At 43.4% G+C, this 13,945-nt stretch carries 8 protein-coding genes; 2 read left to right on the top strand and 6 right to left on the bottom strand.

What is annotated here, in order from left to right; all coding sequences use genetic code 11:
- Positions 1-8: 8 nt before the first annotated feature.
- Both M23134_RS02540 and M23134_RS02535 read right to left on the bottom strand, forming a co-directional pair.
- Positions 9-1,370 (bottom strand): NAD(P)/FAD-dependent oxidoreductase, encoded by a 1,362-nt coding sequence (locus tag M23134_RS02540; RefSeq protein ID WP_002693635.1) that lies wholly within the window; start codon positions 1,368-1,370, stop codon positions 9-11.
- 222 nt (positions 1,371-1,592) lie between these two features.
- Positions 1,593-2,738 carry a zinc dependent phospholipase C family protein gene (locus M23134_RS02535; RefSeq protein WP_002693633.1) on the bottom strand — a complete coding sequence of 382 codons (1,146 nt, stop codon included), beginning with the start codon at positions 2,736-2,738 and terminating at the stop codon, positions 1,593-1,595.
- 776 nt (positions 2,739-3,514) lie between these two features.
- On the opposite strand from M23134_RS02535, the gene M23134_RS02530 reads away from it, so the two are divergent.
- Together M23134_RS02530 and M23134_RS02525 are read left to right on the top strand one after the other, a co-directional pair.
- The gene (locus M23134_RS02530; protein WP_002693629.1) at positions 3,515-3,946 is read left to right on the top strand and encodes an OsmC family protein; all 432 of its coding nucleotides are present in this window, start codon (positions 3,515-3,517) and stop codon (positions 3,944-3,946) included.
- Between the two features lie 199 nt (positions 3,947-4,145).
- Positions 4,146-6,467 (top strand): T9SS C-terminal target domain-containing protein, encoded by a 2,322-nt coding sequence (locus M23134_RS02525; RefSeq protein ID WP_045112845.1) that lies wholly within the window; start codon positions 4,146-4,148, stop codon positions 6,465-6,467.
- A 93-nt stretch (positions 6,468-6,560) separates the two neighbouring features.
- Here M23134_RS02525 and M23134_RS02520 read toward each other — a convergent pair whose 3' ends face one another.
- The 4 genes from M23134_RS02520 to M23134_RS02500 all read right to left on the bottom strand — a co-directional run bounded on the left by M23134_RS02520 (position 6,561) and on the right by M23134_RS02500 (position 13,557).
- Entirely contained in the window at positions 6,561-6,731 is a 171-nt protein-coding gene (locus M23134_RS02520; protein WP_157558302.1) for a hypothetical protein, read from the bottom strand.
- A 120-nt stretch (positions 6,732-6,851) separates the two neighbouring features.
- The gene (gene recG, locus M23134_RS02515; protein WP_002693621.1) at positions 6,852-8,948 is read right to left on the bottom strand and encodes an ATP-dependent DNA helicase RecG; all 2,097 of its coding nucleotides are present in this window, start codon (positions 8,946-8,948) and stop codon (positions 6,852-6,854) included.
- Between the two features lie 1,071 nt (positions 8,949-10,019).
- On the bottom strand, positions 10,020-11,477 hold the full coding sequence (locus M23134_RS02505) for a T9SS type A sorting domain-containing protein (protein ID WP_002693616.1): 1,458 nt from the start codon (positions 11,475-11,477) through the stop codon (positions 10,020-10,022).
- Positions 11,478-11,550: 73 nt separating this feature from the next.
- The gene (locus M23134_RS02500) at positions 11,551-13,557 is read right to left on the bottom strand and encodes a neutral/alkaline non-lysosomal ceramidase N-terminal domain-containing protein (protein WP_082226507.1); all 2,007 of its coding nucleotides are present in this window, start codon (positions 13,555-13,557) and stop codon (positions 11,551-11,553) included.
- Between the last annotated feature and the right edge of the window lie 388 nt (positions 13,558-13,945).

The raw sequence follows: 13,945 nt of genomic DNA, 5'->3' as shown, positions 1-13,945 counted from the left end.
AAGGGGTTTTAGGGATTTTTACTTAACTGAGGATTCCCTGGTTTTATTACGTTATCCTTTTCCTGAAAATCTTCTACTCCGGTGCGTCCTATGATCAAACGGTTACTTTTATCATAACTAAAATAACTCATCACCCAGTTGATCAACACCAATAGTCTATTACGAAAGCCCACCAAATACATTAAATGAATAAACATCCAAATCAGCCAAGCAAAAAAACCTTGGGTTTTACTACCGTTAGGCATTTCTACCACCGCCTTGTTACGTCCAATGGTAGCCATAGATCCTTTGTCAAAGTATTTGAATGGTTTCATCGGACGATCTTTCTCATATTTATTGAGGAGGTTTTTGGCAAGGTGTCGCCCTTGTTGCATGGCTGGCGGTGCCATCATAGGATGTCCCTTTGGGTTGTCATCGTCTATCATTGCAGCAATATCGCCTACGGCATAAATATTATCGTAGCCCTCTACTTGGTTAAAATGGTTAACTTTTAGACGGTTGCCCCCTACCATGCTTTCTACCCGAATGCCATCAATGGGTGCCCCTTTTACTCCTGCCGCCCATACCAAAGTTTTAGTAATCAATTCTTCGTCGCTACCCAAGGTCACTCGGTACCCATCATAAGATTTAACAGAAGTATTCAGGTGTACTTTTACCCCCATTTTCTCAAGAAACTGTTGGGCTTTTGCTCCCGATTTTTCTGACATGGCTCCCAACAACCTTGGTCCAGCCTCTACCAGGTGAATATCCATCTCCATGAGGTTTAGTTCACGGTAATCTTTAGGAAACACGTGTTTTTTGAGTTCTGCCAATGCTCCAGCTACTTCTACACCAGTAGGTCCTCCCCCCACAATCACATAATCCATATAACTGTTACGCTTTTCGTGATCAGCGGTAAGCAGGGCATTTTCAAAGTTTTTAATAATTTTGTTGCGCAGCAAAATAGAATCTTGTATTTCTTTGAGTGGTACAGCGTGTTGGGCAATGTCTTGCATGCCATAATAGTTGGTGGTGGCTCCAGTGGCTATTACAAGATGGTCATACTTTACACTGCCTATCGAGGTTTCTACCTGATTGTTGTCAGCGTCTATATGCTTTACATCGCCCAAACGGAAAAAGAAGTTTTTTTGGCGGTTCAGCGATTTTCGGAAAGGGTATATAATAGAGCCAGTTTCCAACCCAGAGGTGGCCACCTGATAAAGCAAAGGCTGGAAAGTATGGTGGTTGTAGCGGTCAAACAACACCACTTGTGCATTCATTTTTCGTAGTCCCTTTACTAGTTCCAACCCTCCAAACCCTCCTCCAACTACTACAATGCGGGGTACTCCCTGGTCTTTTATTAACGTCTGTGTATTTACTGGTTTGTCCATAATGTGTTTGCTGTTTTGTCAATCTACAGTGTTGGCAAGCTCTAAATCTCAGGCTGTAAACTGTTGGTTTTGTTTGAGGCATCAGCATCATCATTACTTTATACACACGTTGGCGATCAGGTCAAACAAACGAAACGCCTGCGCATTACTTACTGTTACCTCAACTCTGGAAAAGTGACCATACTTATAACTCTAACAGTCTGCCAATAGTTTTGTTGATTTTCAACGTTTTAGGCTTTTATTTGAATCTTGCATCTTTTTCCTTAAATAGGTATAATAACGGGCATACGCATGGCAACACCCCTGGTGAGGCAACTTGTGTATTTGATGCTGCAGGGCGGCTTCATGGCTACGGATTTTAAGCTTTTTTTGCTGTTGTTTTTCCCGCCATTCTTTTCGTTCTTTTTCCAAGCGTTTGCGTTCCTCCTCTATATACTTTTTGTCCAGCATTTTGCTCAAGTCGGGTTGTCCACCGTCTACCCAACAGGTATACCAAAAGTCACCTACCATTTTTATAGAAGCCCGCATGCGTCGCTCTACCTGACCAGCAAGCTTGTCATGAAAAGCCTTCGAAAATTTTTTAGAATAAGTACGTATGTTAGAGCCATTGCGCTCGTCTATAGTATATTTTTTGTCTGCCGAAAAACGCTTGGTGAGTTCACGCTCAAACCTCAACACCGAGTCGAGGGCTTCGTGGGCATTGATTACCGCCTGCCAGGCAGTTTGCTGAGGTTTTTTAATGTACTTGGCTTTGCCCACAAAATAATTATAATTATCTGAGTAAAGTTCAGGCAAACGCGATTCCCAAAAACCGTGAATCCCTTTTTGGTTGGTTAGTTGTCCATTGTAGTTTTCGGTAGTGTGCAAAGGCACGTTTGCGTCGGCAATGTAATGCCCTATTTCTGCCGAAAGGCGTAATATTTTGGTTGCTTCACGGTTTTTAAATGCTTTGGTCAAGCGATATTTCATAAAGTTGATGTGCCAGGGTACAATGCCATACGCCTGCAAAGTGTCTTCGGTATGTTTTTTTACTGCATCTCTCCAGTTTCGGGGCATTTTATATACTGCACTGTCATTGTACTGGTGGTCGTATACATCTACATCTATAAAATGGCGTGGGGCTTCTCCTTTTACAGCATAGCGGCGTGCATCGGGGTTAATGGCGTTTTCGGTGAGATAAACAATATAAAACTTATAAAAAGTAATCATCTCTGATGGCAAAGTAAACACCGCCAATCGGTTGATACGTTGGTGGGCAAAAAAACCCCAGGCAGGAGGTTTTGGGTCGGTGGGAGGTTTTACCATAAATGCTTGTATGACGGGCAACACCCCCACAAAAAACAAGAATAGACACAGGCCTTTTTTCATTGCAAACAATGTTTTTGTAACAAAGGCGAAAGATAAGTTTTTTTGGAGAAATGAGAGGGATTGGGGATAAATTTATAGAAGAAATAACGAAAGCTTAAAGAAGCTGCTGACCTGAACAAAGAAACAATGCCCAACAAAAAAAGTGTTAAGTGATCTTTCATAAATAATTTGAGCCATTAAAGTGTATCTATTGCCCTCATTCTTCTCAAAAAAAAAGCTTCATAGCTTTGGCTATGCACCGTTTTTTTTGAATCGTCTGAGAACAATATATTTTCTTGAATTGACACATCTTATTTTTTCCAGATCACTAAGCAAAAAATTCGCTCAACACTTCATCCCCAGAACATTTTTACATGCCTATTTCATTTCGATATGCTGTGTGTTTAGCTGATATTTTTGTGGCAACATAAAGGGCAATAACCCATTTTAGAAGGTTGCCTTTATATTTTCTGCGTCCATATTTGGGCGTAATCAAAACGACCTGAACATAGACGCACGACAAAGTTCTTGTCTTGGAAACTCTGATGTTTTCACATCGTCTTTGCGCTGTTTCTCTGCACACATACTCAGCTAAACAAGCGCTTAATCTCTTTCAGATTTGATATTTCAAAGGTAAATTCTAAAATTGTAAATTCTAATGAGGTTTATCAATTAGAATAATGATTTTTATCATTCATAAATATGACCTCTAAACAACAACCGCAATCAGGGCTTTGAAGTAGTTTTAGGGCTGGTTGGTTGCAGCTTCATTCAATTACATTAAACATAACTGGAAGATGAAAATAGAAATAGAACGACTCAATGATGCGTTTCACATGGAAGCCACCAACGAAAGAGGCAATAAAATACAGCTTGACTCTAGTGCAGCAAGCGGAGGGCACGACTTGGGCTTTAGCCCTATGCAATTGATGCTGGCGGGTATAGGTGGCTGTAGTACTATAGATATTGTAGATATAATGCAAAAGCAAAGAGAAAACCTGCAAGACATCAAAGTAACTATAACCGCCGAACGGGAAAAAGACAAAACTCCAGCACTTTTTGCCAGTATTCATTTGCATTACCGTTTGTTTGGCGATGTAAACAAAGAAAAAGCACAAAGAGCGGTAGAACTGTCCCTGGATAAGTATTGTTCGGTGGCTAAAATACTGGAAAAAACTGCCAATATCACCTACGATTTTGAGGTAATTGCTGCCAACGCTCACGCCTAATACTTTGCCCAAAGCTATAGAGGCTTTTCAAAATAAAGGTTCCTCTATAGCTTTTGGTTTATTTTACATACTTTTTCCTATTTTTGTGCTTTTTACATAGGGGTTTTTAATCCTATTTGGATTTTAATATAAACCCCAACTCTTCGTTGTATCAAAAGTAATAGTGTTAAACAAGCTTTGAATAAAATCTCATAAAGGAATGAATATACCTCGTATGAAAAAAGTATACAGTTTATTAAGGTTTTGCCTGGTAGTGAGCGCATTTTCAAGCCTTTCTTTTTCATCGGCTCAGGCACAAATTGCCACCGAAGGACAAGAGTTTTGGTTTGCATTTTTGCCCCATGCCGGAGCTACCAACTTAAGAATAATGGTGACCTCGAACGACTCTACTGCCAATGTAACAGTAAGTATGCCCGCCAATGGTGGCTTTACCGACATCAACCAGGCAGTCACTACCGATAAATCAGCCATTATTGATGTTCCTGTAGGAAACATTGCCAGTGCGGGTACTGGTGACTTTGGTTTTAAGCTGCGGTCAGACAAAAACGTAAGCGTGTATTTGCTCAATAGCAAAACCGGAAGTCTGGACGGAACGGTGGTATACCCTCACGATTCGTCACAGGACTGGACGCGCTCTATCACAGGCAATTTTAGCGATTATTTTGTGACTACTCCAGAGGCTAATTCATCTTTTGCGGTAGTAGCCACTGTAGATGCTACCGATGTTATACTGACTCCTTCGGGCGGGGCGGCTACTACAGTTACCCTCAATGCCGGGCAAACCCACGTAATTACTGGTGCCGACCTGAGCGGCTACCGGGTACAAGCCTGTAAACCAGTACTTACTTTTGCCGGAGGCGAAACTTTAACCCAAGGCTGTACTGCTACCAACCACATGATGAGCCAAATGTACCCTTTCGAAACTTGGGGCACCCGCTTTTTCACGGTTCCTTCGGGGGGAGCAATCACCAATTACGGCGTAAAAATAGTAGCCTCTACCGATGGCACTACAGTCACCATCGATAGTTTGGACAACAACCCCATTACGCTTAACAAGGGACAAGCAGTTACCATTGACACCCTTACCCGCCCAGCTTGTTTCGAAGCATCTGCCCCAGTCACCATTACCCAGTTTATGAAAGGAAATAATTGTAACGGTAATGGGGGTGCAGCTACCGGAGATGGCAATCCTGCCATGGTGGTGCTCAACCATGTACAACAAAGCGTAGATCAGGTTACTTTTTCGGTAGATACTACTAACACTTCTTCGGTAGCCAACCGCTACCTTACCATCATCATTCCTGATGGCAACCAAAACGCCCTACAGCTCAACGGACAAGCCATACCAGCGGGGTCTTTTACCCAATATGCGGTGTGTACAGACTATGTACATGCGACGGTAGATATTAGCACTATTATACCCAGTGGGGTGTTTAGTAAAGCAACCTTGTCGGGGGGCAATGGTTTGCTGGCGTATGTACACGGACGCAGTGCCAACGACGGGCTGGTGTATTCGGCAGGTTATAATGTGAGCAAAATACCTGTAAGTGCCAGTGGCAACCCCAACCCTACCTGTACAGGAACCAGCACCACTTTTAATGCCAGTGGCCCCAACAACATTGCCTCTTACCTATGGACTTTCCCTGATGGCTCTACTGCCACCGGAACTTCAGCTTCTTATACCATTCGCAGTACTGCCGATACCAGTTTTTCGGTAAAAGCTACCAATGATGCTGGATGTGACTCTACCATTTCGTTTACCATTACTGTAGATACCATCATTTTGGCGCTTCCCGAAGAAGCCATTGTATGCGATACGCTTACGCTGGACGCCGGGGCAGGTTTTAGTAGTTATACCTGGAGCAATGGAGCCAATACCCAAACAACCCAGGTAACCGAAGCAGGAACTTACTCGGTCACTGTTACCCGTAACTCGTGCCGGGCCACCGCAAGTGTTCGGGTAGTATCGGGCACGTTGCCCACCTCCAAAATAGCGGTATCGCCAGCTCCGCCCACCGCCAATGTACTAGGGCTCGAACGCACCGCTTACCTATGTGTAGAAGAGGGAGAAACCCTTAGCCTGACTGCCGATAGTACCAATACTGCCGAATCGGTCACCTGGAACACAGGTTTAAACACTAACCAAATTACGGTCAACGCCGCAGGTACTTATATAGCAACCATTCGCTTTTCGGCGGGTTGTGTAGTAGTAGACTCGGTAGTGGTACAAGACGTATGCGAAGTGAAGTTTTTGGTACCCACGGCATTTTCGCCCAATGGCGATGGCACCAACGATGGGCTCCAGATATTTGGCAAGGGTTTCTTTAACCTTGACTTTAGGGTGTTTAACCGCTGGGGCGAATTGATTTACTTCTCTAAATCGCAAGAAAACCAATGGGATGGAACAGCGCACGGTTTTGATGCTCCTAATGGCACTTATGTGTGGCGCGCTATTTATGAAGATGTCAAATCGCCAGGAACCAAAATCAAGAAATTTGGGCGAGTTACCCTGGTGAGGTAAGTGTGCAGAGCTTTTAGCAAAAAGCTAAAGAAAAAAGCGGATGGTGTTGAAACATCATCCGCTTTTTTCTTTAGGTGTTATCCACTGCACTGCTTACCTTCTTGTCTTGAGCAATTCGTTTATGCCAAAAAATGCAGCCACGCCAATAAAAGCCGCTGTTTCTACGCTTGTTGCACCAAAAACAACTATAGCAATGGCATGGAAAATACCCACCACCAACAAACAAACAACAATTGAAATACTAATTCTTGCTACTATATTCATAATCCTTATTATATTTTTACCTGAACTCCCCTTGAGTTCAATAATATATACCAGCATCGATACGCACAACGGACACTTTTTGAAAAGAATAATTAAAGCCGCTCTTAATTATTAAGCATATTAACTAATCCTGCTCCACTGAGTTTGGGTTTTCTGATCTAAATTCATAAACTCCTTCATTTTACTATTCTCCAGGCTTTCCAGTTCAGGGTCTTCTTCTATGATCTCCTGTGCCATTTTTCGGGCTTCCTGCAATATTTTACCATCTTTAGCCAAATCCGCAATCTGTAAGTTCATCAGCCCACTTTGTTGGGTACCCATCATATTGCCTGGGCCACGCAACTTAAGGTCAACATCGGCAATCTCGAAACCATTGTTGGTTTTCACCATTGTTTCTAAACGGGTACGCCCTTCTTTACTAATTTTGTAATCAGTCATTAAGATACAGTACGATTGCTCAGCACCACGCCCCACTCTGCCACGCAATTGATGTAGCTGCGACAAGCCAAAGCGTTCGGCGTTTTCTATCACAATAACCGTGGCATTGGGCACATCTACCCCCACCTCAATCACAGTAGTGGCCACCATAATTTGGGTTTCCCCTTTTTTGAAACGTTGCATTTCAAAGTCTTTGTCTACCGAACTCATTTGCCCGTGTACAATGCTCAAGTGTTGATCGGGGAAAGCCCGCTGAATACTCTCATGACCATCCATCAGGTTTTTATACTCCAGAGTTTCCGATTCCTCTATCAAAGGATACACAATGTATACTTGCCGCCCCAGAGCAATTTGCTCCCGCAAAAACCCAAACATACGCAATCTTTGGGCATCGTAACGGTGTACCGTTTTGATAGGTTTACGTCCGGCGGGTAACTCGTCAATCACCGACACATCCAAGTCTCCATAGAGGGTCATTGCTAAGGTACGTGGAATAGGAGTGGCAGTCATTACCAAAATATGAGGGTATAGGTTTTCGCTGTTGCGTTTCCACAGCTTGCTTCTTTGCTCTACACCAAATCGGTGTTGTTCGTCTACAATACACAGTCCCAGGTTATCAAATTGCACCTTGTCTTCGAACAAGGCATGGGTACCAACCAAAATTTTCAGGTTGCCATTTTCGAGGCGAGCGTGTAGTACCCTTCGGTCGCGGGTGCGGGTAGACCCCGTCAGTATGTCAATGGTAATGCCCAACTTATCGGCAAACTTTTTCAAGCCTTGGTAATGTTGTTCGGCCAGTATTTCGGTAGGAGCCACCATACAAGCCTGGGCACCACTGCCTATAGCACTGAGCATAGAAATAAATGCTACAATTGTTTTACCACTTCCTACATCACCCTGTAGCAAACGGTTCATTTGTTTGCCCGAAGCCATATCGCGGTAAATCTCCCGGCAAACCCTTTTTTGGGCATCAGTCAGCTCAAAGGGCAGGTGTTTTTCATAAAAATCTTTGATAAGGCTGGTATCTTTAAAGGTTTGCCCCTGGTATATCTTTTTCTTGTGTTTCTGTTCTTTGAGCAGCTTAAGCTGAATATAAAACAACTCTTCGAACTTGAGCCGGGTAGTGGCACGCTTGAGCCATTGCTGGTCTTTAGGAAAGTGAATATTTACTACAGCGTCGCGGCGGGCTATCAGGCGATAACGCTGCAAGATGGCTTCGGAGAGGTTTTCTTCTATGTGTTGGTATGCCATAGGCAACAAGGTGCGCAACATCTTGCTTATGTTTTTGCTGTATACATATTTACGCTTCATTTTTTCGGTGACGGTATACACTGGCTGCAAAAACCCTGATTGTTGTTCGGCAGGATTCAATAATTCTATTTCGGGATGGGCTATGCTAAATTTATGGTTAAAAAACTGAGGTTTGCCAAACACCAAATAAGTTGCGTTGGCATTGATTTGCTTTTGCATCCAGGTTACCCCTTTAAACCAAATCAACTCTACTTCACCGGTGCCATCACCAAAATAAGCTACCAGACGTTTTTTGTGTCCTTCGCCTATTACTTGGGTACGTATAATACGACCACTCAACTGTACTGCGGTCATACCTTCGTTTAGTTCGGCAATGCGGTGCACCTTGGTGCGGTCTTCATGCTTAAAAGGGTAATACAGTATAAGGTCGCTATAGGTAAAAATACCCAATTCCTTGTTTAACAACTCCCCCTTCGCAGGACCCACTCCTTTTAAAAACTCTATCTTTTTAGAAAAGAACTCTGACATGCAATGTTAGCTTCGTTTTTTTATTAAAATTACTCAAAAACCCGACATTTACCAAAACTATATTAGCAAGATGGCGACGAAAAATTAATTAAAAAAATTGAGTAAAGTTTGACCTGATAATCAGTGCTGCTAAGGCGTTGTGATTTGTGGAAACACTATAACCATTAGGTTAAGAAGAAAATAGTAATAATAGTCCATAGCTTCTACAGCCTAAAGCTATTAGCCTTTAGCCATTAGCTTTAGGCTGGTTTGCAAGCCTGCTACCTGTTTTATAATACATTGATTTTTAAGGGTTTATAAAATCGGTAGATGGAAGTCCATAGCGCCTGCAGGGGCAATTTTTAAGCGACAAGTCGCAAGTCCTTAAATACCGATGAATATCGGTGCTATTCCCTATTCCATAGGGAGCTATCAAGTTTGTAAAGTGTTTATTTTCAGTTGTTTACAAATTTGATAGTTAGAAACTGATTCGAGTAAATGTTCACTTTGTTAAATGCTGTAAACCAGTATTTTATATTAAGATTGCGTACACACTTTACTTTTAAAAGTGTTTCTTTTATGCCTAAACACCCAATTAAATAGTTTTTAAATTCATAAATAACTTATAACCAGCAACCAACTTTGACTAAAATCACTGCGGAGTATTGTAGTAAACAATTCACTTAAAAATACCGTCACCGCCTCAGCGAGTGTCCCCACACGCTGATCGAATCGCCAAAACTTGGACACTGAAAGAGGTTTCACTGGGTGAAAAAAACATTAGCCTGACGGTTAGCTCAACGAAGCAAAAAGCCGGGCAAAACTTTTAAAGTACTTCACACATATCTAATGATCACCATTCAGTGGCCGACATAAAAAAATGCCAGACCACAATTTTTCACTTGTCATCTGGCACCTTAACAAAACTATTGGGCAGCTAAGATTGGCTACTATACTTACTCAAGTTACGCAGTTTTCTGAAGGTCACCTGTTTCTATTGTTGAATGGCTATATTGTTACGCAATGCGTAGCCCAACCATTGAGCAATAAAGCCATATAACCATCAAAATAAGTAGGTCTGCGTAACTTTAGTTACTTATTAATCAACTTATAAGTAAACACCTGCCCATCTTCGCGGGTAACCCTGAGCATATACACCCGGTTGCGTTGCTGCAACACAATCGGAGTTCTTCCTCTAGCATTGATCTTGCCTGCGGCTATTTTCTGACCATTCAAGTCTACCAACTGATACGTACCAGCAAAACCTGTGGCTTCTATAGTTACCTTCCCCAGGCTAGGCACTGGATACACCTTAAGGTGGGCGAAGGCAGTTTGAGGCTTCTTGGACGATACTGCATTAAAGTCATGGCCGTTTTTATACAACTGAGTGGTAGGCTTTGCCTCGTTATTTGCCCCCGTAATCATCACATCCAAATCATTGTCTTGGTCAATATCAGCAAAGCCAATACTGCCCAGACCAGCCCCGGCAAACGGCATATTTTTGAGCAGTGCAAACTGCCCATTTCCCTGGTTTTGATACAAAGTCGCTATTTTGCGTTGTTGTTGGTCAAGCCCGGTAATAAGTACATCCGCATCACGGTCACCGTCAATATCGGCAAAAGCCACCGCCCCATCGCTTGTTCCTTGAAAAGGCGTATTTTCTACCCGTTCAAAGTTGCCCAAACCATCGTTTTGGTACAAAATAGTGGTTGCTTGTTTCAACTTGTTCAAGCCCGTAATCAGCACATCCAGGTCTTGGTCATTGTCTACATCGGCAAACGCTGCCGCACTGCCGTGTACTCCGGTAAAAGGGGTGTTTTTTACCAGTGTAAATTGTCCATTGCCCTTGTTTTTGTAAAGCTGGGCAGTAGGCACATACGCCGCATTGACCCCAGTGAGTAATAAGTCGGGCAATTGGTCACCGTCTACATCGGCAAAAGTAGCAGCCCCACGCGCCAAGCCCTGCACCGAGATGGTGGTTTCCTGAAAGTTTCCCTTGCCATTGTTGATATACATTCGTGCTACAGTCTTTAGTTGAGCATCTACCCCACTCAAGAAAATATCCTGGTCACCGTCATTGTCTACATCGGCAAAAGCTATAGCCCCAAAGTCAACCCCTTGTAAAGCGGCTTCTTTTTGTTCGGCAAAACCACCCTTGCCATCGTTGAGGTAGAGCCTGGTAATACCTTGGAAACTTTTTGCGTGAAAACCATTCAACAACAGGTCGGGCGCTTGGTCACCATTTACATCGGCAAAAGCCACCGAACTACGGCTGAGTTTTTCAAAAGGTAATTGGGTTACATTTTGGTAGTTTCCTTTGCCATCGTTGGTATATAACTTAATGGCGCAATCTTCGCCATTATAAGTAGAAATGAGTAAATCGGGCGCTTGGTCTCCGTTGACGTCGGCAAAAGCCATGGTGCTCTCCGAAGAGGCAACAAAAGGACTTTTTGTGTGCACGGGTTCAAACTGTACACTTTGCGCAAAGGCAAATTGGCTCATTGCCCACAGGCAACAAATCATATATATTTTTGAGGTAAGTTGTTTCATTTTTTTATTGTTATAATCATTGACTGATTTTGTTTGGGGATTGATTTTGTGTTGGTTTGCTTATCGCTTGTCACTAATTGACCAAAAAGCTACGACTGGTACCAGTATAGTTTTTTAACTTCCCCGTAAAGCCGTTTTTCCACTTGCCAAAATGTCGGATACGGTAATAGCCTGATGCTTCATTGGCAGGAATGCACCACTCTACCGTAATGTGAGAGTTGGCTACCCCGTTGCGGTCCCAGGTAAGTTTGGTAATAGGGTCACGGTCATAATACACCGCTTGCCAACTGCTACCATTCCAACGCTCTACAGTCAGGTAAGTACTGTTGGTTTTGAGGTCGTTGTTGGGATGGGCACCCCAAAAAACTACTTTAGCCGTACTCCCTTTAGCATAATGACTTGAGGTGTTTTTATGCACATCGCCAAAACTTTTGAACAAGGGCTTGTCGTCGAAAAAAATATGGGCTGCCATATTGAGGGGAGCAGATTTTACTGGAGGTTGAGGAGCCGTACTGTTGCCCCAGGGGCTGGCCGCGGGATTGGCAATTTTGGTGGCAAGGCGCTTAAACTCCTGACGATAAGCGGCTAAAGTCCAGGGACCGAAATGAGTACTTGCACCTTCGTATTGTTGGCTGGCGTACTCTTCACGCGTGGTTACATAGCCCGCATAGGCGTCAGAATACCCCGCAAAAACCAAGTGCTCAAGCCCGGTACCCGCTACCGATTGTACCGTTTCGCGCGAGCGACGCCCCGCCATAATGGTAAACTCAGCCGGGGCTGCCAGTATGCCCAATTGCCCTATTTTCATCAGCGTAGTACTCAGTATTTTAGGGGCACCTGGGTTGTTGTCGTTGCTACCAATAAAGAAAAAAGGAGCCAGCGGTTTTTCCCCATGGCATCTGTCGATCGCCAATCCATAGTCGGCATCTTTGGTTATCCCTTCGCGGGAGATGCCAGAACGCCAATCTTCGGCACCTGCCATAAATGACATGCCTAAGGCAGCTTTACAAGTGGTCTGAAACTGACCATTAGTAAACTCTGGAGCCACCAAAAGGTTAGAAAAGTCATTATACCGCGATGCTACTTTGATAGATCCAGTAAGCTGAATGTGGGCATTGTTGTAAAGGCTCAGGGCTTTTTGAAACTGACGACTGCCAATAATTTTGGTGCTTTCTTCTTCGTTGCTGCCGGGTCCGGTGGCATTTGATCTATGATCATTTGCCGGGGGCAGGTGTAGGTTAGGCGACATGTCTCCGGCATTGCTATTGGCAAAGGCAGCTACAAACGCGCCCGAAGTAGCGTAAGAGGAGTTCTTCATTCGCTCAAACGTCAAGGCAGCAAACCCTTTATTATCAGCACTGTTATGCTTATAGTTTCCCGACAAACTGGTGGGGTGTACTGCAAACCACGAAATCATTCCCACCTCTTGGTTGCCTTGCACAAACTTAAGCACCGTCATTTCGTCGTCTATGCTATGGGCATACTTATCTACATCGGCGTTTTGCTGATAAGCCCCCAAAGAACGGTTGATGCTGGCGTTGGTAAGTGAGCCTTTGTTGTAATAAATGCGTCCAGGCGCTTTGTTTTCGTTAGCGCGCACAATGGCATTGAATATTCCATTGACGAGGTTGTCATAGTTCGGTTTCCAAAACCCTCCGGTAGAGGTATTGTACAGGCTATAGTGTGAATAACCCGCAGAGGCCAAATGGGTATGGGTGGCACTTATCACCACGTTTGCATCACTAAAAAGCCCGCCATATTTACTTTTGAGCTTTTGTATCACAGCAAGGTTTACTGCCTGGCTCACTGCCCATTTGTCTATACATACAAACACTGCCGGGCTACCGTTGGGCTCTTGCATTACATAAGCCCTGGCATATTGGCGATCGCGAATGCCTTTGTTTCGGTGCAGCAACTGGGCGTACCCCCCACAATTGGTTTCGGCAATTTGCCCGGTGACATCATAAATCCCCACTCCTATTAGGTAGTTGTTGTTTTGCCCATAACTAAGGCTTAGTTGCATGAATGCAAGTACTGCCATACAGAGGCAGCACAATGTTCTGGTTTTTAAATAGTTCATGTGTGGTATATATTTAATTTAGATTGATTGCGTCTGAAATTATTGGTGACCGGCTGTTCGGCTTGTCCTATATTTACCACCTGATTGGGTGTTCGTAATCATTGATTTTATTAAAAGCTTACATAGCAATATATAAATATTTAATTGCACAACACAATTAAATAATGCAAAAATAGTATGAATGCATAATATTTTATTCTACAAGGTTTATTTACGCTTTGTTTGCCATACCTCGAGCGCTGCTACAACCTCAAGCTGAAGACAACGCTACAAGTAGGCAAGAGGTAATGAGGTAATTGATGCTTGAAAACGTTGAAACGGCTCTCTTCAGGGCATAAAAAAAGAGGCGCTGTTTCATCATAGACTTTAGGAGAATATTCTCTATACC

This window comes from Microscilla marina ATCC 23134 (assembly GCF_000169175.1).
GTDB lineage: Bacteria > Bacteroidota > Bacteroidia > Cytophagales > Microscillaceae > Microscilla > Microscilla marina.
The sequence above is the reverse complement of the archived record's forward strand: the minus strand, read 5'-3'. Positions and strand labels throughout refer to the sequence as shown.